Origin of the sequence: Sporanaerobium hydrogeniformans, from assembly GCF_002735925.1 — a bacterium.
GTDB classification, from domain to species: domain Bacteria; phylum Bacillota; class Clostridia; order Lachnospirales; family Cellulosilyticaceae; genus Sporanaerobium; species Sporanaerobium hydrogeniformans.
Window position 1 is genome coordinate 476,741 of the sequence record NZ_PEDL01000001.1, and the last position, 22,707, is coordinate 499,447.

Below are 22,707 nucleotides of genomic sequence, written 5' to 3' on the forward strand. Positions count from 1 at the left end.
GAAAGGTGGAAAATAAAACTGATGCTACTCTACAAATATTAAGTATTGTTCCTAGAGAGGAATTAATAAGCAGTGGACAATATATACAATTATTAGGATTTGATAATCCTAATAACTGGCAAATTATTGTGAAATATAATGGGGATATTGAAAGGGTCGCACAGGAGCAAGGAGGAACCGCTCAGCTTATCAATAGTCAATTTGCTTTGATGACACTTCCACCTGAAAATATAAAGAATTTATTAGGTTATACACAGGTAGAGTATATGGAAACGCCCAAGCGTATGGTGTTTACTACGACGACAAACATGCAAGAAAGTTGTATTACCACTGTTCAAAACAACCCACCTTATAACTTAAAAGGAGAAGGAGTTCTTTTGGGTATTATTGATTCAGGAATCCAGTATGCTCATCCTGATTTTCGTAATGCAGATGGTACGACACGTATCACTTCTATTTGGGATCAAAATATACCTGGTAATCCACCTAGGGGTTTTAAGATAGGAACAGAATATACCCGGGAACAAATTAATGAGGCATTAAGAGCACCCACACGTGAAGACCGTTTAAGAATTGTACCTAGTGAAGATACAAATGGGCATGGAACACACGTAGCAGGTATTGCAGGAGGGAATGGGAGAGGTTCTAATGGGCAGATAATAGGAGCTGCACCAGCCTCAGAATTTATAATTGTTAAATTAGGTCAACCAGGAAATGAAGATTTTGTACGTAATTCAGAAATTATGTTAGGAGTTAAATATGTAATTGAAAAGGCAATTGAACTAGGTAGACCGGTTGCTATTAATATTAGTATTGGCATGAATAGTGGTCCTCATGATGGACAGTCACTCATAGAACAGTATTTAGATGATGCAGCTACTTTATGGAAGACCAGTATTGTTGTAGGAACAGGAAATGAAGGCAATGCAAGGAGTCATACAATGGGGAGGGTACAACAAGGAAAAAGCATGGCCTTTCAATTTCAAATAGGACCTAATACTTTGTCATACAATGTATCTGTATGGAAAAGCTTTATTGATACTTTTGAGTTTGAAATCATTGATCCAGCAGGTAGACGTACTCCACGCATTCCCTATGCACAAGGTCCTGTTCGCTACAGCTTATCTAGTACACAAGTTTATGCAACCTATGCAGGTCCTTCGCCTTTAAATGGTGATGAAGAATTTGTAGTGTTTTTAACGACATCTGATGGTAAGCCTATTGTAAGTGGGCCATGGTCTGTACTTATTTATGGCATAGAGGTAGTAGATGGGCTCTATAATGCATGGGGACCTACGGTAGAAACAGGAGGTCAAAATAGTTTTATGTTAGAGCCTATTGTAGAGACGACTTTAACGACACCATCTACTTCACGACTCGTTATTAGTGTAGGGGCTTATAATTCTGTTACTAATCAGCTAGCACCTTTTTCGGGGAGGGGTTTTGGGAGAAATGGCAGCGTCATTAAACCCGATTTGGTAGCACCAGGTGTAGAGATAATGGCTCCTAGTAATCAAGGAAGTGGTTATCGTACTTTATCAGGCACAAGTATGGCTACACCTCATGTAACGGGAGGAGTAGCACTACTTATGGAATGGGGAATTGTAAAAAGAAATAATGTATTCCTTTATGGAGAAAATTTAAAAACCTATTTATTAAGAGGAGCAAATCGTCAAATTGCTGATGTAACCTTTCCAAGTCCAAACTGGGGGTATGGTAAGTTGTGTATAAGGGAAACCTTAGATTTATTAAGAAGACAGTTGCTATTATAAATTAATAATTTCTCAATAATGAGCAATACAAAAGTAACATAATTGTAAGGGGGAGTTTATGGAAAAGGTAGGAAAAATATGCTATACTCAAAATGTTGAATTATGGTAAAAAAATGATAACAAATGAAAGGAGGTAAGGAGTTTGGATAATATTATAGAAATTAAAGGTTTAAGAAAAGTTTATCGTATGGGACAAGAAAAAATTATAGCACTTGATCATATTGATTTAGAGATTGAAAAAGGAGAGATTTGCTGTCTTTTTGGAACCTCTGGGTCAGGAAAATCTACCCTACTTAATATGTTAGCTGGGCTTGAAAAACCTACAAAAGGAATGGTTAAAATAAAAAACATCCCTGTAGAAAAGCTAAATGAAGAACAATTAGCTACGTTTAGACAAAAAAACATAGGGTTTGTTTTTCAATCCTATAATCTTATCCCTTCCTTAACCGCCCTAGAAAATGTGGCATTACCCCTTATTTTTCAAGGTGTAGCGAAAAAGGAACGTAATAAACGTGCTACAGAAATGTTAGAGGCAGTGGGATTAGGAAGCCGTATCAAACACAAACCAAAGGAAATGAGTGGGGGACAACAGCAAAGAGTAAGTATTGCAAGAGCCTTTGTAAGTCGCCCTAAAATTTTATTTGCAGATGAACCAACAGGAAATTTAGACACACATACTACACTAGAGGTAATGGAAATTATTACTTCTATTGCGAGGGAATTTGATCAAACACTCATTATTGTGTCCCATGATCCAGAAATAGCGAACTATGCACACAAAATTATCACCATAAAAGATGGGAACATCTATCGTATAGAAAAAAATACAGACAAGGGGAAGGAAATAATCTATGAACAAAAAGAAGAAATGGCTAAATAAATGTATGGTTTTATTCATATGTGTAGCATTGTTATTACCAGTAATAACAATACCTACTATGGCGGGGTCACTAGTTATTACGGATGTCAAACAAGGAGGTGGGGAGCTATTTAAGGATGATAACTTTTCACTTATAATAAAGTTAGCAAGTGAAGGAAGTGCATATGAAGTTAAAAAAAGTGACTATGTACCTAATATTTCGGTATTTGGTAGTGCAGTAGATAGCAGTAATATGACATATGATATTAAATGGTGGAAAGAAGAACATTCAGATACCAAGATACCAGATGAACCAGATAGCCCAGAAGAAATCATTGTTAGAGGTTTAGTTTATACGGGGCAAGGTAAAAAAGTCACGGTGGGCATTGATGGAGTCTTCAAAGAACTGACACTAAATGCTACAACTTCTGATGAGGGGCGTGAATACTTAAAGGTAGATGATAGTGTAAATTTACTGGTTAAAACAGATGCAACTCAAAATGTACAAGTTAAAGTAGTGAATCAAGGAAAACAAGTACTTAAAAATGTAAAAGTTAAATTACAATTAGATGAAAAAGTAGAGGGTGTTAAAATTAAAACAGAGGAAGCTACTATTTCACAAATTCAAGCAAAAGAGATAAAAACAGCCTCTTTTTCCATTGAAGTAGATAAGGAAGTAAAAGCTAAAGTATATAAAGCAACAGCAGTTGTAAATGGCGTATCTTTTCCTGTTAATCTACAAGTAGATAGTAATGTAATGCCTTCAACAATTGAAGTGAGTACAGAAGGAAACAAGGTATTTAAGCCAGGAACACCTCAAGATATGACGCTTATGCTCAAAAATGTAGGAGAACGTGCAGCCAAAAACATTCGAGTGGAAGTGGAGTCTGATAAGGTAGCCATTGTGGGAGGAAGTAATGTCAAGCATTTTCAAGTGCTTAATGCCAAAGAAAGTAAAAACTGGACACTTAAGTTTAATGTAAATAGTGAAGTAACGACTTCTTCGGTACCTGTTAAAGTTAATTTGACCTTTTTAAATTCTTTAGGCGAAGAAACGAAAGATACTCAAACCATTTATTTAGCTACCAATGCAGCACCTTCCTTATCTTCAGATGTGGTAATTGGTCAAATAATTTCACCTTCTGGTGTGTTTGGTGTAAATGAAAATTTTAATATTCAATTTGATATCTCTGCACCAGAAGGGGCTCAAAATTTACGTATCACTGTAAAAGGAGATGAAGGGATCGTCCCTAAATCTCAAAATGTTTTTTCAGTTCCTAAGTTAAAGGCAGGAGAGAAGAAACACTACAGTGTAACATTAGCTGCTACGAGAGCAGCAGTAAGTAGTGCACATGCTATCGAGGTTGCTATAGAGTATGGGACAAGTGATAAGCCCCTTACAATTAATCAATTTGGCAGTGTCACCATTCATAATCCAGAAAAAGATAAAGAAGATGATAAGGATGAAAACACTAAAAAGAGTGGGCCTAAAGTAATTATTGGGGAATATAAGGTAGAACCAACTATTGTAAAGGCTGGACAAGAATTTAATCTTGCCATTGGGTTCCTAAATACACATCAAACACAAGGTGTACATAACTTTAAAGCAAGTTTAAAGGTTATAGAGCAAGGTGAAAATGATGCAGGGAATGTATTTACACCAGTAGGTGCAAGTAATACATTTTTTATCGCTGATTTAGCACCTGGTGAAATAGTTACTAAAAATATTACCCTCTACACCATTCCAACGGCTAAACCTAAAACCTATGAGGTGACTCTAGAAATGGAATATGAAGATGAAAAGGGGAATGAACTAACACCTAAAGAAAGTATAGGTATTCCTGTTGAACAGGTGACAGAAATAGAGATTGGAGATATCCAGGTTGATCCAGGACAAGTCGGTATGCCTTCTTATTTTAATGCCACCCTTTACAATACAGGTAAGACAGATATTACTAATGTGATGGTACATATTGAAGGAGAAGGTTTTACTGTTCAGGAAAACAAGATGTATATTGGAAGTTTTGAAAAGCAAATGACAGAAAATTATGCACCTACACTTATTCCAGATATAGCGGGTACACTTACAGGGAATATCATCATTGAATATGAAGAAGCGACAGGAGAACAAAAGCAAATTATTAAAGAGTTTAGTTTTGATGTAGCAGAGATGATGATGCCAGAAGATATGGGAATGGAGCCAGGCATGGATATGGTGCCACAACAGCCTCAAGCCAAATGGCCACTTCTTGTAGGCGTAGGAGCAGGTGTATTTGTTGCATTTGTTATTACACTTGTGGTACTTAAAAAACGTAAAGCAAAAAAAGAAAAGATGATGCTCAATGAAGACGATTGATTTAATTGAGATGAGTATAAGGAATTTGTGGCGACGTAAAGTACGAACTTTACTAACAATATTAGGTGTTATTATAGGCGCTTCATCTATTATTTTGATGCTATCTTTAGGCATTGCTATGGATCGTAATTTTGAACAACAAATTATGCAAATGGGAAGCTTAACAACTATTTCAGTAAGTAGTAATAACTATGGAGATCCTAAGGCACCTAAGCTAGACGATAAGGCTTTAGAAAGTTTTAAAAAATTAGGTTATGTAGAACGAGTTGTACCTATTGTACAAGATCAATTTTACGTGACCTTTGGAAAATATCGTAGTAATTACCCTATGCAGGTCTATGGCATGGATGCAGAAGATATGGCAGCTTTAGGTTATCAACCTGTAGAGGGGAGATTATTAGGTGAAGGAGAAAAAACAGGGATAGTCATTGGTGGGGGACTAACCTATGAATTTACTAAAATTGGTAAACGCTTTAATTGGCGTGTCGAGCAGCAGGCTCTTCCAATCCAGTTAGAAGAAGATAAAATGACTCTTGAAATTGTACAATTTGATTATCAAACTGGGAAACCCCTCCTAAAGGATCAAGAAGGGAATAAGATTAAAGTACCTAAAGTGCCTGAACTAAAGGTAGTAGGGATGCTATCAGAGAATAATTGGGAAGTTTCTAGAAGCATTTATGTTCCAAGAGAAATTTTTAATACTTTAGTTGTGCAAAAAAAGAAATACGAAGAAAAACTAAATGGCAAACAGACTACTGTTGGTGGAAATAGTTGGGGAAGACAAGACAATCAAAAAGGAGTTTATCAAGAAGTAAAAGTCAAGGTCAATGACCGTAATGAAGTACTGGGAGTGCAAGAGAAAATTAAAGATTTAGGTTACTATGCCTATAGCTCAATGGATCAGTTAACACAGATGAAAAAAATATCCGGTGGAATTCAAATGGCTCTAGGTGGTATTGGCGCGGTCTCTCTTTTTGTAGCGGCTATTGGAATTGCGAATACCATGATGATGAGTATTTATGAACGCACGAAAGAAATAGGAATTATGAAGGTAATTGGTGCCAAGATTATAGATATTAAAAAGATGTTTTTAATTGAAGCTATTTTAATTGGTGCTATTGGAGGAAGTATTGGTGTACTCTTTTCCTATGGAGTTTCTCTCCTTATTAATACAGTAGGTGGGGGGATTGCAGGCATGATGGGTATGTATGGTGCCACTCAAGTTTCTGTTATACCTGTTTGGCTTGCTTTAGGAGCTATTGTATTTTCTACATTAATTGGACTTATTTCAGGTTATTTACCAGCAAGAAGAGCTATGAAATTGTCTGCCTTAACAGCTATAAAGACAGAATAAAACAAATAAGAGGTGCTTACTGAAACCCTTTCTTTTTAAGAAGTGGTTCAGTAAGCACCTTTTTTTAGAGAAGTTCTCCGATTTTAGTAACGGCTACATAAATTTGTGAAATTTTGTACCAGGTATTTCTACCTACAATACCATCTTGAGGTAAGTGAAAAATCTTTTGAAAAGTTTTCACGGCTTCTAAGGTAGCTTGATCAAACTCCCCATTAGTAGCTACCTTTGGGATAAGAGGATAGTTTTGGCTGATACGGTTAAGCTGTTCTTGTATTTTGCGTACATTAGAACCACTACTACCTAGTTGAAGAGGAGAACCGGGATAAGATTCAGGGATGCCTTCTACTTTAGGAGCTGTAGGAAGCTCAATATCTCCATAGAAATTTCTAAGGATTTGTTCAGCTGTATAGCCAGCATCTCCTAAATCTTTGCTACCCCATTGTGTCATCCAATTTGGGCATTGAGATTGAACACCATCACAATATTGTGTAAGAAGAGGTTGTGTAACTCCAGGCCGTTTAACATAAGTAGTAAAGACATCTGCCACAATAGGTATAATCGTATCAAAGATATTACGACCAAAGAAAAAGGCATGGTCAAAGGCTGTAGAATTGGTAATAGTAAAATTCTTACCTTGATTGCGATACCATTCTGTAAAAACGCGATTAAGTGTAAAGGAGGTAATGGCAATAACATTGGCCCGGATCGTTTCTTCTGGCCAAGTAGGATAGATTTCAGAACTAGCAACGTTAGCAATATACTCTGTAAAAGGTACGGTATAGTTTGGTGCGGTATTATCAGTAGGTAAACCTGCATGAACAATAACAAACTCAGGGACAATAACACTATCTAGTGTAATAAAACCTGTACCAGGTAAAATAGGCTTGATCTCGAGTTCTGGAATTTTAGGTGGGAAATTCCCAAAGAGGGTAGCTGGGCCAATTATAATTTCTTGGAAAAACTGTCTTGCAAGATGACGTGTGGATTCTAGGGTAATGGGCTGAATAGAGCGTGTATCAGGAAAAACCTGGGTCCCTTCAATAATCGCATCTACATATTCGGGTGATTTGGTTTCAATGCGATAAGTGGAATAGGGTTGATTTGTGTTAAAAGGGTCTAAGCTGTAGTCAAGAGGAGGCGTAATAAGTTCTAAAGGTTCAGTTTGCCCTACCTCATTGGTCATTAATTCAGCAAAGATTTTTTCATCTCCATTAGGAGAGATTTCTTTAATGGTTACCAGTACATTGGGAATAGGGCTTTGTGGTCCTATTAAACGATTTGTGGCTAATTCTACAACAAGAGAGCCTGTGTTTTGTCGAGAAAGTAGGGGAGGATAAGCGCCATAAGTCATAAAGTCTTCCTTTCTTTGCTTTCATCAGATAATAAGTTATCTATAATATATGAAATAAAAGTATGAGATAGAACTTCCTGACACATCCTATTTAAAAAAAGGAGTGAGGAGATGAAAAAAAGGACTCTCTTTTTTATAGAGGTTTTTTTTATACTAACTTTTTTAATAAGCCCATGTTGTTATGGAAAAGAAAAAGCTTATAAGGAAGTCAAAAAGGTTCAATATGGACAAGATACGGTGCATACCTATCAACATCTGGGAACTGGAGCTCAAATTCTATGGATAGAAAATGATTCAAAAGAGTATGGGTTTGCTGTGGGAGTTAAGACGCCTACAATAAACAGTACAGGTGTTAATCATATAATAGAACATGCCATTTTTACAGGTTCAGAAGCTTATCCATCGCCACAGCTATTTTTTGAAGCGAGTGCAGCTTATCCGAGTCTTTATATGAATGCTTTAACGAGCAGTGACCGTACATTTTATCCTTTTTCTACACCCTATATGCCTTGTTATAAAGCATTAGTAAAAATTTATTTAGATAGTCTCTTTCGTCCAAATTTTTTAAAAGAGCCCAGTAGTTTTTATGAGGAAGGCTTTCATTATAATCCCAATACCAAAAGCTTAGGAGGGGTAGTTTATAATGAGATGAAAGGGGCTTATGGGAGTGATAACCGTGCTATTTATCGTGCGATTCGGAGTTTTTTTTATAGAGACACCCCTTATACCCATGATAGTGGAGGCAATCCAGAAGAAATCCCCACTTTGCGGTATGAAGATTTCGTAGCAACCTATAAAAAATATTATTACCCTGGGAATATGCAAATCCTTTTTTATGGACAGGTACCTATTCAAGAACTTTTAATGACTTTGGAAGGCTATTTAAGACCTTATGCCTATGAGGAAGCGATTGATTTAAAGGTAAATTTACCAGAAGTACCACAGTTTGCTACACTTGAAGTACTCCCTGCACAAAATGGAAGTAGTTTGGCAAAAGTTTGGCGTTTAAAACGCCCTTTAACTGCCGAGGAAGAGGTAGCTTTAGAGACATGGATAGAGGCCAATTGGTTTCACCCTCAAAGTACCTTTAAAAAGGCACTCGAGCAAACGGGTCTTTCAAAGGGGTATTTTTTTAAAGATGAAGAGCTACCTTATCCAGTGTATGGCATAGTTTTTAGCCAATTGACCGATCAAGAAGTGCAAGAGAGCCAGTGCATCCTAAATCAACTGCTAGATGAAAGTCTAGATAAACCTCAAAGTAATTCCTTATTAGAAAAGGAAATCATAAAACGTACTCAATTTTCAGGGTTACTTGTCCAAGAAAGCAGTGAAAGAGGTTTAGAGGTGATGGAAGCCCTTAATGAGGCATGGACGCATGATAAATCTCTTGATACCTTTTATCTAAAGTTACAAGCATTAGAGGGGGATTTATTAGGACAGCTTAAAAAAGCACCTATACTTTTAAAAGAAGCTGATGAGGCAACCTTAGTTCTTCTGCCTTATAAAGCGCAAACGACTTCTAACTTAGAGGAAATTTTAAAAAAGGCAGATAGAAGTAAAAAAAATGACTGGGCTCAAATAGTAGAAGATATGATAACTTGGCAAAAAATAAATACAGATTTTTCGTTACCTTCTTTAAAGCTTCAAGACTTTGTGAGAGATTTTAAACCACAACTGGTAGTTAAGGAAAAAAAAGGGAATACCTACCTAGATTTAACGTGCTCTTCAGAACTAGCACGTACACAGTTATATTATCCTACCAATCAATTAACAAAGGACCAGTTGCCCATTCTCTTTTTTTATAGCCACTTATTAAATGAGATAGCTAAAGAGCATATACCTTTTAAGGGTGATATTGAAACACAATGTCTTGCTTTAGAAAAAAAAGGAGAAATCTTACCTTTATTTAAGATAAAGGTACTAACACCTGCTAAAGAGACAAGGCATGGTGAGCTTTATCAGATTATCCGGCAAGAACTATTAGAGAAAGATAAAAGCTGGTATGAAGTAAAACGTCAAGAGTGGTTAAAAAATTATAGGACTAAAATAAGAGAGAACCCTCTTGGACTTTTAGGAAGCTTGTGTAAGGGATATGAAGGAGGTGCTAAACATTATAACTATGAAATGGGGGTACCTTTCTATGAATGGATGAAAGCCTTAGAGAAGCAAGAAAGCAAGCTTTGGATCAAGCAGGTTAAAGACTTGGATCAACTTATTTATAGAAGTGAGGGCGTTACAGTAGCCACAACAGGCCCTTGTGCTTACAGGAATCCTTATGCCAAAAGCTGGGAAAAGCAATTTAAAAAACAAGAAGCTCTAGCTCAAAAAAATAATCAGACAGACTGTATAGAGACCATTTATCCTAAGCAAAGTATTGTTCCCATACAAAGCAAGGTAGATTATCTTTATGAAGAATGTACATTAAAGAATCGTCAGTTAACAGGTAAGGATTATGTGACTATGGCGTATTTAACAGCACATTACCTCAACCCGCAAATTCGTATGGGACAAGGAGCTTACGGAGCAGGTGGTAAGGCACAATTTCCAGATACGCTTTCGTTTTATACCTATCGTGATCCAGACTATAAAGCTTCTTTAAAGATATTAGAAGGTATACCAGCCTTCCTCAAAGCAGAATGTTCACAAGAGGATTTTGAACAAAGTAAGCAAGAAGCTTTAAACAGTATACATGTCCAGTTTCAACTATTACAAGGGTGTATGGAGCAAGCTGATAGTTTGGAAAGGCTTTATTTAGCAGGTTATACAGCAGAGAAAATAAATCAGCTACAACAAGAGGTTATAACGATGCAACAAAAAGAGCTATTACAGCAAGCAGACGAGTTAAAGAGACTCATTAAAAAAGCAGCTCAGGGGATAGCTACAGGAAAGCCAGTAGAGAGTTTAACAGAAGATTGTAAAGTCTATGATTTTTAAGTTTTAATAATTGATAAATATTGACATATTACTTATCCACCTATACAATAAGGTTGTATGTTAAATTTTTGATTTAAAGAGTAATCTTTAAATATATAGAGTGGAAAGGAGTCATGAAAATGATGTATTCACATGAAGTAGAACAGATGTGCCCAATCGCAAAAGGTCCAAATCACGGTCCAGCGCCAATCCCACAAGAGGGTAAATGGGTACAAGCAAAAGAGATTAAAGATATTAGTGGTCTTACACACGGTGTAGGCTGGTGTGCACCACAACAAGGTGCTTGCAAATTAACACTTAACGTTAAAGATGGTGTTATTCAAGAAGCTTTAGTAGAAACAATTGGATGTTCTGGTATGACTCACTCTGCAGCAATGGCAGCAGAAATTTTAACAGGAAAAACGATTCTTGAAGCCCTTAATACAGACTTAGTATGTGATGCAATTAATACAGCAATGCGTGAGTTATTTTTACAAATTGTATACGGAAGAACTCAAACTGCATTCTCTGAAGGCGGACTTCCTATTGGTGCAGGTCTTGAAGATCTTGGTAAAGGACTTCGTAGCCAAGTGGGTACAATGTACTCTACAGTTGCAAAAGGCCCAAGATACCTTGAAATGGCAGAAGGCTATGTAACTAAAATCGCTTTAGACAGCGAAGATCAAATTATCGGATACCGTTTCATCCACTTTGGTAAAATGATGGACATGATTAAAAAAGGAATGGATGCAAACGAAGCAATAGAAAAAGCAACAGGTCAATATGGCAGATTTGATGATGCTGTACGTACTGTTGATCCAAGACACGAATAGGGAGGTGCCAAACAATGCCATTATTTGAATCATATGATAGAAGAATTAACCAAATTAATGAAGCTTTAAATAAATATGGAATCAAGGATATTGAAGAAGCAAGAGCTATCTGTCAAGAAAAAGGTTTTGATCCATATGAAATTACAAAAGGAATTCAACCCATTGCTTTTGAAAATGCCTGTTGGGCTTATGTTGTAGGTGCAGCAATTGCAATCAAAAAAGGTTGTCATAAGGCAGCAGAGGCGGCAGAAGCTATAGGGGAAGGTCTTCAAGCATTCTGTATTCCAGGTTCTGTAGCAGATGACCGTAAAGTAGGTTTAGGTCACGGAAATTTAGGAGCTATGCTTCTTAGAGAAGAAACAAAATGTTTCGCTTTCTTAGCAGGTCATGAAAGTTTTGCAGCTGCTGAAGGTGCTATTGGTATTGCTCGTAGTGCAAACAAAGTACGTAAAGAAGATTTAAGAGTTATCTTAAATGGTCTTGGAAAAGATGCTGCTCAAATTATCTCTCGTATCAATGGGTTTACATATGTTCAAACTCAATTTGATTACGCTACAGGTAAAGTAACAGTTGTAAAAGAAGTTGCTTATTCAAACGGTGAACGTTCTAAGGTACGTTGCTATGGTGCTGATGATGTGCGTGAGGGTGTAGCTATCATGCATCTTGAAGGCGTTGATGTATCCATTACAGGTAATTCAACAAATCCAACACGTTTCCAACATCCAGTTGCTGGAACATACAAAAAAGAATGTATGGAGCAAGGTAAAAAATACTTCTCAGTAGCATCTGGTGGTGGTACAGGACGTACACTTCACCCAGATAATATGGCAGCAGGTCCTGCTTCCTATGGTATGACAGATACAATGGGAAGAATGCACTCTGATGCACAGTTTGCAGGTTCTTCATCAGTTCCTGCTCACGTAGAGATGATGGGACTTATCGGTATGGGTAACAACCCAATGGTAGGTGCTACAGTAGCAGTAGCAGTAGCTATTGAGGAAGCAATGAATAAATAATGAGTGCATTCCATATGTATCAAGGATTGTAGAGAATAATTCTTTTGCAATTTGAGTAATGGATGGACAATCATTTCATAAATAAGTACAAAAAGAGGTTAGCCACGTCATTTGGAGTAAAATACTCATGACGTGGCTAACTTTTTTTAAATTCCAATGGAATCTTTAAGAAGAGGTGTATACTGGAGTATCCCAATATATTAAGGAATAAAAACCATTATACTCTTGGTAGGTATTTTATTAAGAGTATAATAGTTTTGAAGGAGATATACAAAGCAATAATCTATGCAACGAAACTTTGAATGTTTTATGAGTCTATACTTTTAGGTTATGTTTTGCATGGGATAATAGTATGTTTCAAAACCGTTATTAATAATAGTATGTCCACTTTTAACTTGAAAAGCAATTAGAAACATATTTAAAAAATCCACACATGAGCCTACAGCATTAATGAGGCAGAGCCCTAATGTATACCAGTTGAGAAAGCCAAGTAAATTCAATAAAAATACAGGTACTAGTGATAACAAAAAAAATGGCATGATAGAAATAACAAGGAATCGCTCTTTCTTAATAGGCTCTGTTGTAAATACAAAACCAAATAATCCATTTAAACCAAAAAAGATTTTTTTAGATTTTGTAAAATTTGGTATAAATACTGCATGTATCAACTCATGAATGAGCATATAAACAAAAACGAATAGGATATAGAGTAGCATTTTAAAATCAATACTAAATGATATAGACAGCACATCAGATATCAAAAATTCAAATAGCGTTGGTTTAAGTAAATAAGCAAGCCATAAAATAATACTACCTAGCAAATAAGAGAATGGCAGAGAAAATAATACAGCTAAGCTAAAATTTCGAGGTTCTTTTATTTTTTTCCATCCATTTTCGATTAGCTGATTACTTAATTGTCTATCTGTTGCAGGCAACTTTCTCACATATTTCATAGTATATACACATCCTTAAATTCAAATATTGCATATTAGAGTTTAGCATAATAAAAAGAATAGATTCGATTAGCAAAATAATTTTTATTAAGACAAGAAAATAAGAGAGTAAGTATACTGACCTACTCCCTCTAAATAATATATATTTAATATTAATTCAAATTATAATTAAGAAGTAAAAGGATATCTATCAATTTTATCTTTAATTATATCAGATAAAACATGTTATAGGTAGATTATCCATTAAGATTTAACAAATAATTATATTTATCAGCATGTTTAAGTTCATCTGTTAAAATTTCAAAAACCATATCCCTATAGTACTCTATAGGAAGTCCAGCACGAATATCACGATAACGTTCTACAGCTGATAGCTCTCCAAATAAAGCATCTTTTAATCCTTGTTTATAAGAAGAGGGTTTCTCAAAATTAACATCTTGGGAGACAGATATATCTTGACCTGTAAAAAATTTATAAATTTCTCTAAACATCTGATTATGCTTTTTTTCATCATCACGAATAGAAGTAATAATGTCTTTTTCAGCTTGTGTAGGAGCTACAGAAATAAGGTAGCTATAAAAAAGCTCATCTTCTTTCTCGCCTTGGACAGCATTATAAATCAGTTTAAGTGCTTGCTCTAATGTTTTATAAGTTGTAAGTATATCTTTGCGATATCTTCTAAAATTTTGATTCATTTTTTATCTCCTTATTAAGAATGGTTTATTCTATTTTATTCATAAATTTAAAATAGATGTATGTCTTTTGCCTTCAATCGAATAGCTCTTAGTATTAGGAGCCATTTTACATATTGATATTTAATTGTAAATTGGCTTAAAGCATATACCTAATAATTTCATAATAGGAGATACTTGTATAAAAATATCTTTAGAATTATATTTTCCAAACTTTCGTTCTTTTATTTCTTTAAAGTCCTTTTCTAATGTATCCTATATATGAAGATGTTAATTAATAAAAGGCTATAAAAAGAAAATATCTTCACAAGCAGTAGGTATAATTTATTAAAGAATTTTACCTATAAATTACTTATCTTGATAGGATGAAATAATCTCTCTTAATTTTGTTGCATGCATTCCCTCGTCTTCTGCAAATTGTTTGAAAACTTGTTTAAGTTCATGGTCATCCATTTCATTTGAATAAGTTTGGAAATCTCTAACAAGTTCTTTTGAATTTTCCCAAGCCCTCATCAATTTATCATATGTGGTAGTTTGTGTTTTGTTCATTAATAAAATCTCCTTTTCATTAGAGTAATATAGATAGTATTTTCGCTTAGATATAAGAAATATTCATATATTATTTAAGATAGGTTATTTTAATTGAAATAAAAGGAATTTTAGTGTAGCTTCAATTTAACTAATTATTAGTTCCAGTGATAGGAATGATAATTAGAGTTGTTTTATTCTAGATATAAAAAAAACAGTTGCTTAAGCAACTGTCTATAAAATCAATGTTGTAAAATGAATAAAGGAATAAAAATCATATAAAGTAAATAATTCCTCTGAAAATTTTGAGCATATATAGTTTTTTAAGATGGATAGTTACTATGCGACATATAATATTCTTCCCTGAGAAGCTGTAACGGTAGGAACTAAATTTGCAGTATTTTCGAAGGTAAAAGAAGTTGAGGTGTTTGCAGCTATGGTACCAGCAGTAGTTTTAGGAAGTGTGAAGGTAACAGTTGTGGTAGCTGATGTTGAGTCAGTAAGGAGTGCATAAAAATAAATATTTGAATTCTCGGCATAGTCAAATTCATTAGTGTTAGTAAAAGTAATATCAAAGAATGTATTAGGAGTATTTGCATCTAATGCTTGTGCGTCAGTAACAGTAACGTTAATTGCCATAAATAAGCCTCCTTTCAAATGATTTATTTTTGAAGGTTTAAAAAGGATACTTTCTAATACAATATATGCGGTATACGATAGGATGTTCAAAAAATCTTAAAACAATAAATAAAGGGTAATCAAGAAGTAGAAAGAATGTATATGATATAAGGGAAAGGGGAGATAAGATGAGTTTAATGGATTTGAAATGTCAAGAATCAATTTATATAACAGAAGAGTGCTGCTATAATGATAATGATGCTGAAAGGCTATTGTTAGGTAAAGATTATCACAGACGTTATTTGGTTTATTTATTTTTTGATTTACCACCGTATGCCTATATTAGAAGTCTAAAAGAAGCTAGGATTATCCTTTTTAAACTACCACAGGTTAAACAAAATGATATTAACTTGAAAAAACAATGTGTAAGATATAGTGTAGGCGCCTTATTAAATTTCTTTAGTATTTATAGCTGTAATTGTTCTCCAACATTCATCGACTCTAATCAAATAGTAACCTTTCAAGATGAATATTGCTGTAGTTATACAGAAATAGACATTACACATATTGTTAAAACTTGGATTGAAGAGAAAATAGAAAATAAAGGGGTATTATTGTATGGAAATGAAAATGCCCCTCTTATTATTTATGCATCAAATAGATATAAAATACAAGGAATGCAACCAAGGCTTCGGTTAATTTATGAAGACCAGTGTGTATGTAAGCCATTGTCTTCAGTTCCCTGTACTATTATAGTAAAATGATTTATTTGGTAGGTCTTGTTTAAAGTATTTCAAGTGTTCTTAAATCAAAGATAGTTTTTAGAGCTGGAGAAATCCGGCTCTTTTTTAGAAAGAAATTTTGTTTTTAAAAAGTAATCCTACGTATAGTACGGTTGAGTTTATTAAGTTAAGCCATTAAGCACTTAAATAAAGAATAGGATTATTTACCTAAGGTAGAAAGGAAATTAGAAACAAAGTTAAGTGTATTGTTAGCATATACTCTAAAACCAAAATAACGTTCTAAAGTAGAAAATTTCTCTAGAGCACTTTGTTTGACAGAGAAGGACTTTAGTTCATCTAATGAATTTTGAGCATAGTTACTAGCAGTTAAAAGAAGTCTAATTTGCTCAGACTGAGCCAGGCTGTTTTTATTAGAAGCAAGCTCACTGATTAATTTACCACTAATACTTTGTAGTGAATTACTAATATAATTGAATTCAGGCTGAAGATTCTGAGAAGATAACGTATCATCTGGAAAAGCAACTTTTTCACCAAGTGTAAAAATTTGATTTTGGATAGTTATTAAATCGTTTAAATAACCCTCGATTACACTTTGGTTAGGCATGGAACTTGCCTTAGTAGATGTGCAGGCTATAAAGCTAAAGGAAAGTAATATAAAGAAATAAGTTTTAAGTTTTGAAAACATAGTATTCACCTCCTGCTTATTATGAGGCAATTTAAAAGAAAATATATAGACACAATGAAAATATAGGGAACTGATGGTATAATATAAGGAAAAAAATGAAATATTTAAATAATGGGTAAGATTTACCTAAATAAAATAAAAGGGGACAGATCGCTATGAAGCCGCTTATCTCGGTAATTGTACCGATGTATTTTGAAGAAAAAATAGTAGAGATATGTTATACACGCTTAACACAGGTAATGAGTAAAGAAACTACTTATGACTATGAGCTTTTATTCATAAATGATGGAAGTAAGGATGCTACCCTAACACTTCTTTTAGAAAAAGCAAAGCAAGATAGACATGTAAAGGTTATTAGTTTTTCTAGAAATTTTGGTCATCAAGCAGCAGTATCTTGTGGGATTGCATATGCTAAAGGTGAAGCACTTGTTATTATCGATGCAGATTTACAGGACCCTCCTGAACTTATTCCACAAATGCTCAATCTATGGAAACAAGGAAATGAAGTGGTATATGGTAAGCGAAAAAGACGTAAAGGTGAGACTTGGTTTAAACTAACAACAGCTAAAATTTTTTATCGCTTATTAGGTTGGTTAACGGAAGTAGAGATTCCTGTTGATACAGGTGATTTCAGGTTAATTGACCGTAAAGTAGCAGAAGTTATTAAAGCTTTACCGGAACATAATCGTTTTTTAAGAGGGTTAGTAGCTTGGACAGGCTTTCGTCAAATACCTCTTGTATATGAAAGAGAAGCTCGTTTTGCAGGAGAAACTAAATACCCACTGAAAAAGATGATTCATTTTGCATTGGATGGGATTTTTTCTTTTTCCGCTAAACCTCTTAAGCTTATTATTAATATTGGCTTGCTAGCTGTTCTTGTTTCACTGGGAGTGCTAATTTACTCTTTGGTAGCGTATCTTTCTACAGGTATTTCTACAGTTAGAGGATGGACTTCTTTGATGGTAGTCATTACCTTTTTAGGGGGAGTACAGTTAGTATCTATAGGGATACTAGGAGAATATATTGGGAGGATGTATGACGAAAGTAAAGGCAGGCCTTTGTACATTGTAGATAAAACGTATAATATTGAAAGGCAAGATGAGTAATAAAAAATAAAAAACATATAAAGAAGGAGTAGTAGATAGGATGTTTTTAAATAACATTCTCTCTACTACTCTTTTTTATAAAGTGACTTATTATATATTGAATGGCTCTCCTATATAAATAATTTTTAATATATTAATTTTAAAAATATAAAATTACATTAAAACTAAATTTTCTATTTTTAAAAAAATAAAATAATAAATTTATATATTATTATGTAAAAATTTAAATAATAATATATTTTATAATAAATTTAATATTATTGAAAATAATCAGAAACAAGTAGTATAATTAATATAAACAAAATAACCAACAAAACTATTTACTTAGGAGAACTTATGAAAAAAGTAGAGCGAAAAAAGTTAGGTGATTTACTTTATGAAACAGGTATGATTTCTAAGGAACAATTAGATTGGGTTATAAAGGAACAGAAACGTACAGGAAAGCGTATAGGAGAAGTGATTACTGAGTCAGGGCTTCTTACCGAAAAGGATCTAATGGGGGCTTTAGAGTTTCAACTAGGCATACCTCATATGGATCTTGAAAAGTACACCATTGATTATACCATTGCATCAAAGGTACCTGAAAGTATTGCAAGAAGATATGTTGTTGTAGCTGTGGGGTATGAAGGAGATAAGCTGAAGGTAGCCATGAAAGATCCACTAGATATGTTTGCATTGGATGACCTTAAGATTTCAACTAAGATGGAGATTGTGCCTATTTTGGCTGCTGAGAAGGAAATAAATGATTTGCTTAATCAAATCTATGCATCTAATAAAACAAAAAACATTGTATTTGAACTAGAAAAGCAAATTCAAGAAGATGTCAATAAGCAAGTAGAAGAAGAAACAGAAGAAAATGCACCTATGGTACAGCTTGTAAATAACATTTTGCAGCGTTCTATTTTAAAAGAAGCCTCTGATATTCATATTGAGCCTTTTGAAAGCTATGTGCGTGTCAGATACCGTATTGATGGGCAACTTCAAGAACTGACACGTACTAAAAAAGAAACCTTAAATGGGATTACAGCGCGTATAAAAATTCTTTCAGGTTTAGATATTGCTGAGAGGCGCCTTCCGCAAGATGGACGTATGTCACGGGTGGTAGAAGGCCAGCAAGTAGATTGTAGAGTAAGTATTTTACCAACTATTTATGGTGAGAAAACAGTTATTCGTTTGATGTATCGAACAGGTCGTACCTTTAGTTTAACAGAGTTGGGCCTTCATCCACAGGATTTAGAAAAAGTGAAAAATATGCTAAAAAACCCACATGGTATTATCTTAGCAACAGGCCCCACAGGAAGTGGAAAGTCTACAACCTTGGTAGCCGCCCTTAAGGAACTCAACAAAAACAATGTGAATATCATTACAGTTGAAGATCCTGTAGAAAATATGATAGAGGGAATTAATCAAGTTTCTATTAATAGTAAAATTGGGTTAACTTTTGCTAATTCTTTAAGAGCTATACTACGACAAGACCCAGATATTATTATGGTAGGAGAAATGCGTGATAGTGAAACCAGTAGTATTGCTATACGCGCTGCTATAACAGGACATTTGGTACTCAGTACCTTACATACGAATGATGCACCAAGTAGCATAGCACGGCTTATTGATATGGGAACAGAACCTTTTATGGTAGGAGCTGCTTTAAAGGGAGTTATTTCTCAGCGATTAGTGCGCAAAGTCTGTCCGAATTGTAAACAAAAATATACAGTTACTTCAGCAGATGAACTCATTTATAAGGTACCAAAGGGGACAGTAGTCTATGCCCCAAGAGGATGTAGTATGTGTCATTATACAGGCTATAAGGGGCGAATTGCCATTCATGAGATTATGCTCGTAGACAGTATATTAGAAGGATTCATTGCAGCTAATCATTTAAGTAATGAAGAACTTAAAATAGAGTGTATAAAACGAGGGATGCGTACCTTATGGGATAATGCATATTATAATGTTTTAGAAGGTCATACAACGTTACAAGAAATGCTGCGTATAGCTTATGAACAATAAGATAAGGGGTCGGTAATGGATATTAATAAATTATTAGAATTAACGAATGAAAAAAAAGCGTCAGACCTTCACATTACCACAGGGATACCACCCATGGTACGTATTAATGGGGATTTACAACCCCTAAGCTTGCCATCTTTAGGACCTGAGGATTCAAAGGAAATTGTAGAGCAACTTTTAAAAAAGGATAAATCGATTTATGAGAGGTTTTTAGAAAAAGGTGAGGTAGATTTTTCATTTGCAGTGCCTCAGCTTGGCAGATACCGTGTCAATGTTTTTAAACAACGTGGTACTTATGCAGCGGCTTTAAGAACAGTAGGGATTCATATTCCTACTATGGAGGCATTAGGGCTTCCTACTCCTATTTTAAAATCACTTGCTGATAATGCACGTGGTTTGATTTTAGTAACAGGGCCAACAGGAAGTGGTAAGTCGACTACTTTAGCAACTATGATTAATTATATTAATGATAGTAAGAAGTGTCATGTGCTAACTTTAGAAGATCCTATAGAATATCTGCATAAGCATAAAAATAGTATTGTTAATCAAAGAGAAATTGGTATTGATAGTAGAAGCTATGGAGAAGCTTTAAGAGCTGCACTACGAGAGGATCCAGATGTGATATTAGTAGGGGAAATGCGTGATCAAGAGACAATTTCAACAGCTATTACAGCAGCTGAAACAGGACATTTAGTACTCAGCACTTTACATACCATTGGAGCGCCACAGACCATTGATCGCATCATTGATGTATTTCCACCTCACCAGCAACAACAAATTAAAGTGCAATTGGCTAATATTTTAAAAGGCGTTCTATCTCAGCAACTTCTACCACGTTATGATGTAAAGGGACGTTGTGTTGCCTTAGAAATTATGATTAATAACCCAGCTATCACTAATCTTATTCGTGAGGGTAAAACCCATCAGATTTATTCTCAGATTCAAACAGGTGGTTTAAGTGGTATGGTAACCATGGATAGCTCCATTGCTAAACTCTATAAAGAAGGTAGGATTTCGCTAGAAACAGCAAATCAGTATGCGCAAATCAAAGATGAACTCAAGCGTTTATTAGAACGCCGATAAACAAGGAAGGAAAGGAGGGCGTTTTTTGGCTGTTTACTTATATAAAGCAAAAGATATTATCAATAATAAAATTATAAGAGGAGAATTAGAGTTAGAAAACGAGCAATTGGTTAAAAAGTTTTTGTCAGATAAATATTTTTATCCTATTTCTATACGTAAGAAGAACGTCCTAAATAGTGATCTAAGTGAGATAGGTATTTTTAAGACAAGAGTTAAAATGAGTGATATTACCTTCTTTTGTAAGCAATTTGCCGCTATGATTCAAGCGGGGATTAGTATTGGTCGTGCTCTTGAAATTTGCATCCAACAAGCAACCAATAGGTCTTTTAAAAAGAATCTCATAAATATCCATGAAGAAGTGAATAAGGGAATAACTTTATCAGAAGCTTGTAAAAAAGAAGGTATTTTTCCTGATATATTAGTTAGTATGATAGAGTGTGGAGAAGTTTCCGGTAATTTAGATGTGGTACTTCATCAAGTGGTAGAACATTTTGATACACAGTTAGGGACAGCGCGTAAATTAAAGAAAGCACTTACCTATCCAGCACTGACTTTGATGATTGTTATTGCAGTTGTTATTATCATGATGGTAAAGGTTATTCCAGCCTTTGTGGAAATGTTTGAGTCAACAGGTGTGGAGCTACCCTTACCTACCCAAATCATGATGAAGGTAAGCCATTTTATGGTAGCTAATGGCTGGATTTTAGGTATTATGACCGTTGGTCTTGTCATAGGGATTATAAATATCAAAAAAATTGAAACGGGACGAAAGTTTGTAGATGAACTCTCGCTTAAATTGCCACTTTTTGGTGACTTAAATAAAAAGGCATTATCGGCTACTTTTGCTAAAACACTAGCGATGTTAGTTGCATCAGGACTACCCATGCTTCAAGCTATGGAAATTGTAAAAAAGGTTATGAATCATGCAGTAGCCTGGGAAGAAATAGATCAAGCAATTGAGGAGTTAAAACATGGAAGTACCCTTCATAGAGCCTTAAAGGGAAGTAGGATTTATCCTGCTATTATGTTTAGTATGATTCATGTAGGGGAAGAAACAGGGGCTTTAGATGAAATGATGGTTAAGATAGGCAATTATTTTAATGAAGAGGTACAAACGACCATAGATAGCCTCATGGTACTTATTGAACCTGCCTTAACCGTGCTTATTGCCTTTGTAGTAGGAGGGATTATGCTAGCTGTTATTTTACCCACCTTTACTATGGCAACAGCAATGATGTAGTAAATTCCTAATTGGATTTACATAAATCTATTAAAATTAAAGGAGTGATTATAGTGGAGAATAGGAAACATAATCAAGGAGGTTTTACCATGATCGAATTAATCATTGTATTAGCGATTATGGGTATTTTAGGAGCAGTACTGGTACCAAGCTTTATAAATATGCGTAACAATGCAAAAATAACAGGGGATATTACCACAATTAAAACAGTTCAACGTGCAATGGATGTATACTTTATAGATTTAGATACAGATAAAATTGGAACAGGTAGCAATCTTATTACTAAAGGTGAAGGACTAGGAGCAACACCTAGTAAAACTGCTACTTCATCTAATTTGTTAACAGATAGTACTGGTATTATCAAGGCTTTGCATGATGCTGGTTATATGGATACAACACAACAAAACTTACAAGTAAGTAATGCAGGTATTGGATATGATGGTAATCATTTATTCTTAGAAATACCTAATAAGTTATTAGATAAATATAATGATTCAGCAAAGAATAAAGATCAAGGTTGGCTTAAATAGTAGGTATAAATATGGTAAGGCAGATATTCTGTGGAATATCTGCTTTCTTTAAAAGGAGTTAGTTT

At 34.5% G+C, this 22,707-nt stretch carries 19 protein-coding genes; 13 read left to right on the forward strand and 6 right to left on the reverse strand.

Annotation, left to right across the window (positions count from 1 at the left end):
* Positions 1-5 precede the first annotated feature (5 nt).
* The 4 genes from CS063_RS02255 to CS063_RS02270 all read left to right on the forward strand — a co-directional run bounded on the left by CS063_RS02255 (position 6) and on the right by CS063_RS02270 (position 6,341).
* Complete coding sequence (locus CS063_RS02255) at positions 6-1,772, forward strand: S8 family peptidase (protein ID WP_099448088.1); 1,767 nt, start codon at positions 6-8, stop codon at positions 1,770-1,772.
* A 187-nt stretch (positions 1,773-1,959) separates the two neighbouring features.
* Complete coding sequence (locus CS063_RS02260) at positions 1,960-2,652, forward strand: ABC transporter ATP-binding protein (protein ID WP_099448202.1); 693 nt, start codon at positions 1,960-1,962, stop codon at positions 2,650-2,652.
* Complete coding sequence (locus CS063_RS02265) at positions 2,624-4,987, forward strand: COG1361 S-layer family protein (RefSeq protein WP_099448089.1); 2,364 nt, start codon at positions 2,624-2,626, stop codon at positions 4,985-4,987. The genes CS063_RS02260 and CS063_RS02265 overlap by 29 nt, the downstream gene beginning before the upstream one ends.
* On the forward strand, positions 4,974-6,341 hold the full coding sequence (locus tag CS063_RS02270) for an ABC transporter permease (protein ID WP_099448090.1): 1,368 nt from the start codon (positions 4,974-4,976) through the stop codon (positions 6,339-6,341). The genes CS063_RS02265 and CS063_RS02270 overlap by 14 nt, the downstream gene beginning before the upstream one ends.
* Positions 6,342-6,405: 64 nt before the next feature.
* On the opposite strand, the gene CS063_RS02275 is transcribed toward CS063_RS02270, so the two are convergent.
* A complete protein-coding gene (locus CS063_RS02275) occupies positions 6,406-7,692 on the reverse strand; it encodes a peptidoglycan-binding protein (protein ID WP_099448091.1) in 1,287 nt (428 codons plus the stop codon).
* 111 nt (positions 7,693-7,803) lie between these two features.
* Between CS063_RS02275 and CS063_RS02280 the strand changes: the two genes are divergently transcribed.
* From CS063_RS02280 to CS063_RS02290, 3 genes are all read left to right on the forward strand, one after another.
* The gene (locus CS063_RS02280; protein WP_099448092.1) at positions 7,804-10,626 is read left to right on the forward strand and encodes an insulinase family protein; all 2,823 of its coding nucleotides are present in this window, start codon (positions 7,804-7,806) and stop codon (positions 10,624-10,626) included.
* A gap of 119 nt (positions 10,627-10,745) precedes the next feature.
* Positions 10,746-11,438, forward strand: coding sequence for an iron-sulfur cluster assembly scaffold protein (locus tag CS063_RS02285; protein WP_099448093.1), 693 nt, complete (start codon positions 10,746-10,748; stop codon positions 11,436-11,438).
* A gap of 14 nt (positions 11,439-11,452) precedes the next feature.
* Positions 11,453-12,454 (forward strand): GGGtGRT protein, encoded by a 1,002-nt coding sequence (locus CS063_RS02290; RefSeq protein WP_099448094.1) that lies wholly within the window; start codon positions 11,453-11,455, stop codon positions 12,452-12,454.
* A gap of 323 nt (positions 12,455-12,777) precedes the next feature.
* Here the strand turns inward: CS063_RS02290 and CS063_RS02295 are convergent, their stop codons facing one another.
* From CS063_RS02295 to CS063_RS02310, 4 genes are all read right to left on the reverse strand, one after another.
* Positions 12,778-13,407, reverse strand: coding sequence for a DUF3267 domain-containing protein (locus CS063_RS02295; RefSeq protein WP_099448095.1), 630 nt, complete (start codon positions 13,405-13,407; stop codon positions 12,778-12,780).
* A 236-nt stretch (positions 13,408-13,643) separates the two neighbouring features.
* Positions 13,644-14,102 carry a ferritin-like domain-containing protein gene (locus CS063_RS02300; RefSeq protein ID WP_099448096.1) on the reverse strand — a complete coding sequence of 153 codons (459 nt, stop codon included), beginning with the start codon at positions 14,100-14,102 and terminating at the stop codon, positions 13,644-13,646.
* Positions 14,103-14,447: 345 nt separating this feature from the next.
* Positions 14,448-14,648, reverse strand: coding sequence for a ferritin family protein (locus CS063_RS02305; RefSeq protein WP_099448097.1), 201 nt, complete (start codon positions 14,646-14,648; stop codon positions 14,448-14,450).
* Between the two features lie 318 nt (positions 14,649-14,966).
* Positions 14,967-15,266 carry a hypothetical protein gene (locus tag CS063_RS02310; RefSeq protein WP_099448098.1) on the reverse strand — a complete coding sequence of 100 codons (300 nt, stop codon included), beginning with the start codon at positions 15,264-15,266 and terminating at the stop codon, positions 14,967-14,969.
* 167 nt (positions 15,267-15,433) lie between these two features.
* On the opposite strand from CS063_RS02310, the gene CS063_RS02315 reads away from it, so the two are divergent.
* Positions 15,434-16,009, forward strand: coding sequence for a hypothetical protein (locus tag CS063_RS02315; protein WP_099448099.1), 576 nt, complete (start codon positions 15,434-15,436; stop codon positions 16,007-16,009).
* Between the two features lie 178 nt (positions 16,010-16,187).
* On the opposite strand, the gene CS063_RS02320 is transcribed toward CS063_RS02315, so the two are convergent.
* The gene (locus CS063_RS02320) at positions 16,188-16,673 is read right to left on the reverse strand and encodes a hypothetical protein (protein ID WP_099448100.1); all 486 of its coding nucleotides are present in this window, start codon (positions 16,671-16,673) and stop codon (positions 16,188-16,190) included.
* 155 nt (positions 16,674-16,828) lie between these two features.
* On the opposite strand from CS063_RS02320, the gene CS063_RS02325 reads away from it, so the two are divergent.
* The 5 genes from CS063_RS02325 (at position 16,829) to CS063_RS02345 (ending at position 22,642) form a co-directional block, all read left to right on the forward strand.
* Entirely contained in the window at positions 16,829-17,779 is a 951-nt protein-coding gene (locus tag CS063_RS02325; protein WP_099448101.1) for a glycosyltransferase family 2 protein, read from the forward strand.
* A 336-nt stretch (positions 17,780-18,115) separates the two neighbouring features.
* A complete protein-coding gene (locus CS063_RS02330) occupies positions 18,116-19,789 on the forward strand; it encodes a GspE/PulE family protein (protein ID WP_099448102.1) in 1,674 nt (557 codons plus the stop codon).
* Positions 19,790-19,804: 15 nt separating this feature from the next.
* Positions 19,805-20,872, forward strand: coding sequence for a type IV pilus twitching motility protein PilT (locus tag CS063_RS02335; RefSeq protein ID WP_099448103.1), 1,068 nt, complete (start codon positions 19,805-19,807; stop codon positions 20,870-20,872).
* Between the two features lie 25 nt (positions 20,873-20,897).
* Entirely contained in the window at positions 20,898-22,112 is a 1,215-nt protein-coding gene (locus CS063_RS02340) for a type II secretion system F family protein (protein WP_099448104.1), read from the forward strand.
* A gap of 53 nt (positions 22,113-22,165) precedes the next feature.
* Entirely contained in the window at positions 22,166-22,642 is a 477-nt protein-coding gene (locus tag CS063_RS02345) for a type II secretion system protein (protein ID WP_308415406.1), read from the forward strand.
* Positions 22,643-22,707: the final 65 nt, after the last annotated feature.

What these genes read in the sequence shown, in the direction of transcription:
- CS063_RS02280 (WP_099448092.1), top strand. Translation starts at nt 7,804, where the DNA reads ATGAAAAAAAGGACTCTCTTTTTTATAGAGGTTTTTTTTATACTAACT.
- CS063_RS02295 (WP_099448095.1), bottom strand. Translation starts at nt 13,407, where the DNA reads ATGAAATATGTGAGAAAGTTGCCTGCAACAGATAGACAATTAAGTAAT.
- CS063_RS02325 (WP_099448101.1), top strand. Translation starts at nt 16,829, where the DNA reads ATGAAGCCGCTTATCTCGGTAATTGTACCGATGTATTTTGAAGAAAAA.
- CS063_RS02275 (WP_099448091.1), bottom strand. Translation starts at nt 7,692, where the DNA reads ATGACTTATGGCGCTTATCCTCCCCTACTTTCTCGACAAAACACAGGC.
- CS063_RS02300 (WP_099448096.1), bottom strand. Translation starts at nt 14,102, where the DNA reads ATGAATCAAAATTTTAGAAGATATCGCAAAGATATACTTACAACTTAT.
- CS063_RS02270 (WP_099448090.1), top strand. Translation starts at nt 4,974, where the DNA reads ATGAAGACGATTGATTTAATTGAGATGAGTATAAGGAATTTGTGGCGA.
- CS063_RS02265 (WP_099448089.1), top strand. Translation starts at nt 2,624, where the DNA reads ATGAACAAAAAGAAGAAATGGCTAAATAAATGTATGGTTTTATTCATA.
- CS063_RS02260 (WP_099448202.1), top strand. Translation starts at nt 1,960, where the DNA reads ATGGGACAAGAAAAAATTATAGCACTTGATCATATTGATTTAGAGATT.
- CS063_RS02305 (WP_099448097.1), bottom strand. Translation starts at nt 14,648, where the DNA reads ATGAACAAAACACAAACTACCACATATGATAAATTGATGAGGGCTTGG.
- CS063_RS02315 (WP_099448099.1), top strand. Translation starts at nt 15,434, where the DNA reads ATGAGTTTAATGGATTTGAAATGTCAAGAATCAATTTATATAACAGAA.
- CS063_RS02290 (WP_099448094.1), top strand. Translation starts at nt 11,453, where the DNA reads ATGCCATTATTTGAATCATATGATAGAAGAATTAACCAAATTAATGAA.
- CS063_RS02320 (WP_099448100.1), bottom strand. Translation starts at nt 16,673, where the DNA reads ATGTTTTCAAAACTTAAAACTTATTTCTTTATATTACTTTCCTTTAGC.
- CS063_RS02335 (WP_099448103.1), top strand. Translation starts at nt 19,805, where the DNA reads ATGGATATTAATAAATTATTAGAATTAACGAATGAAAAAAAAGCGTCA.
- CS063_RS02310 (WP_099448098.1), bottom strand. Translation starts at nt 15,266, where the DNA reads ATGGCAATTAACGTTACTGTTACTGACGCACAAGCATTAGATGCAAAT.
- CS063_RS02285 (WP_099448093.1), top strand. Translation starts at nt 10,746, where the DNA reads ATGATGTATTCACATGAAGTAGAACAGATGTGCCCAATCGCAAAAGGT.
- CS063_RS02330 (WP_099448102.1), top strand. Translation starts at nt 18,116, where the DNA reads ATGAAAAAAGTAGAGCGAAAAAAGTTAGGTGATTTACTTTATGAAACA.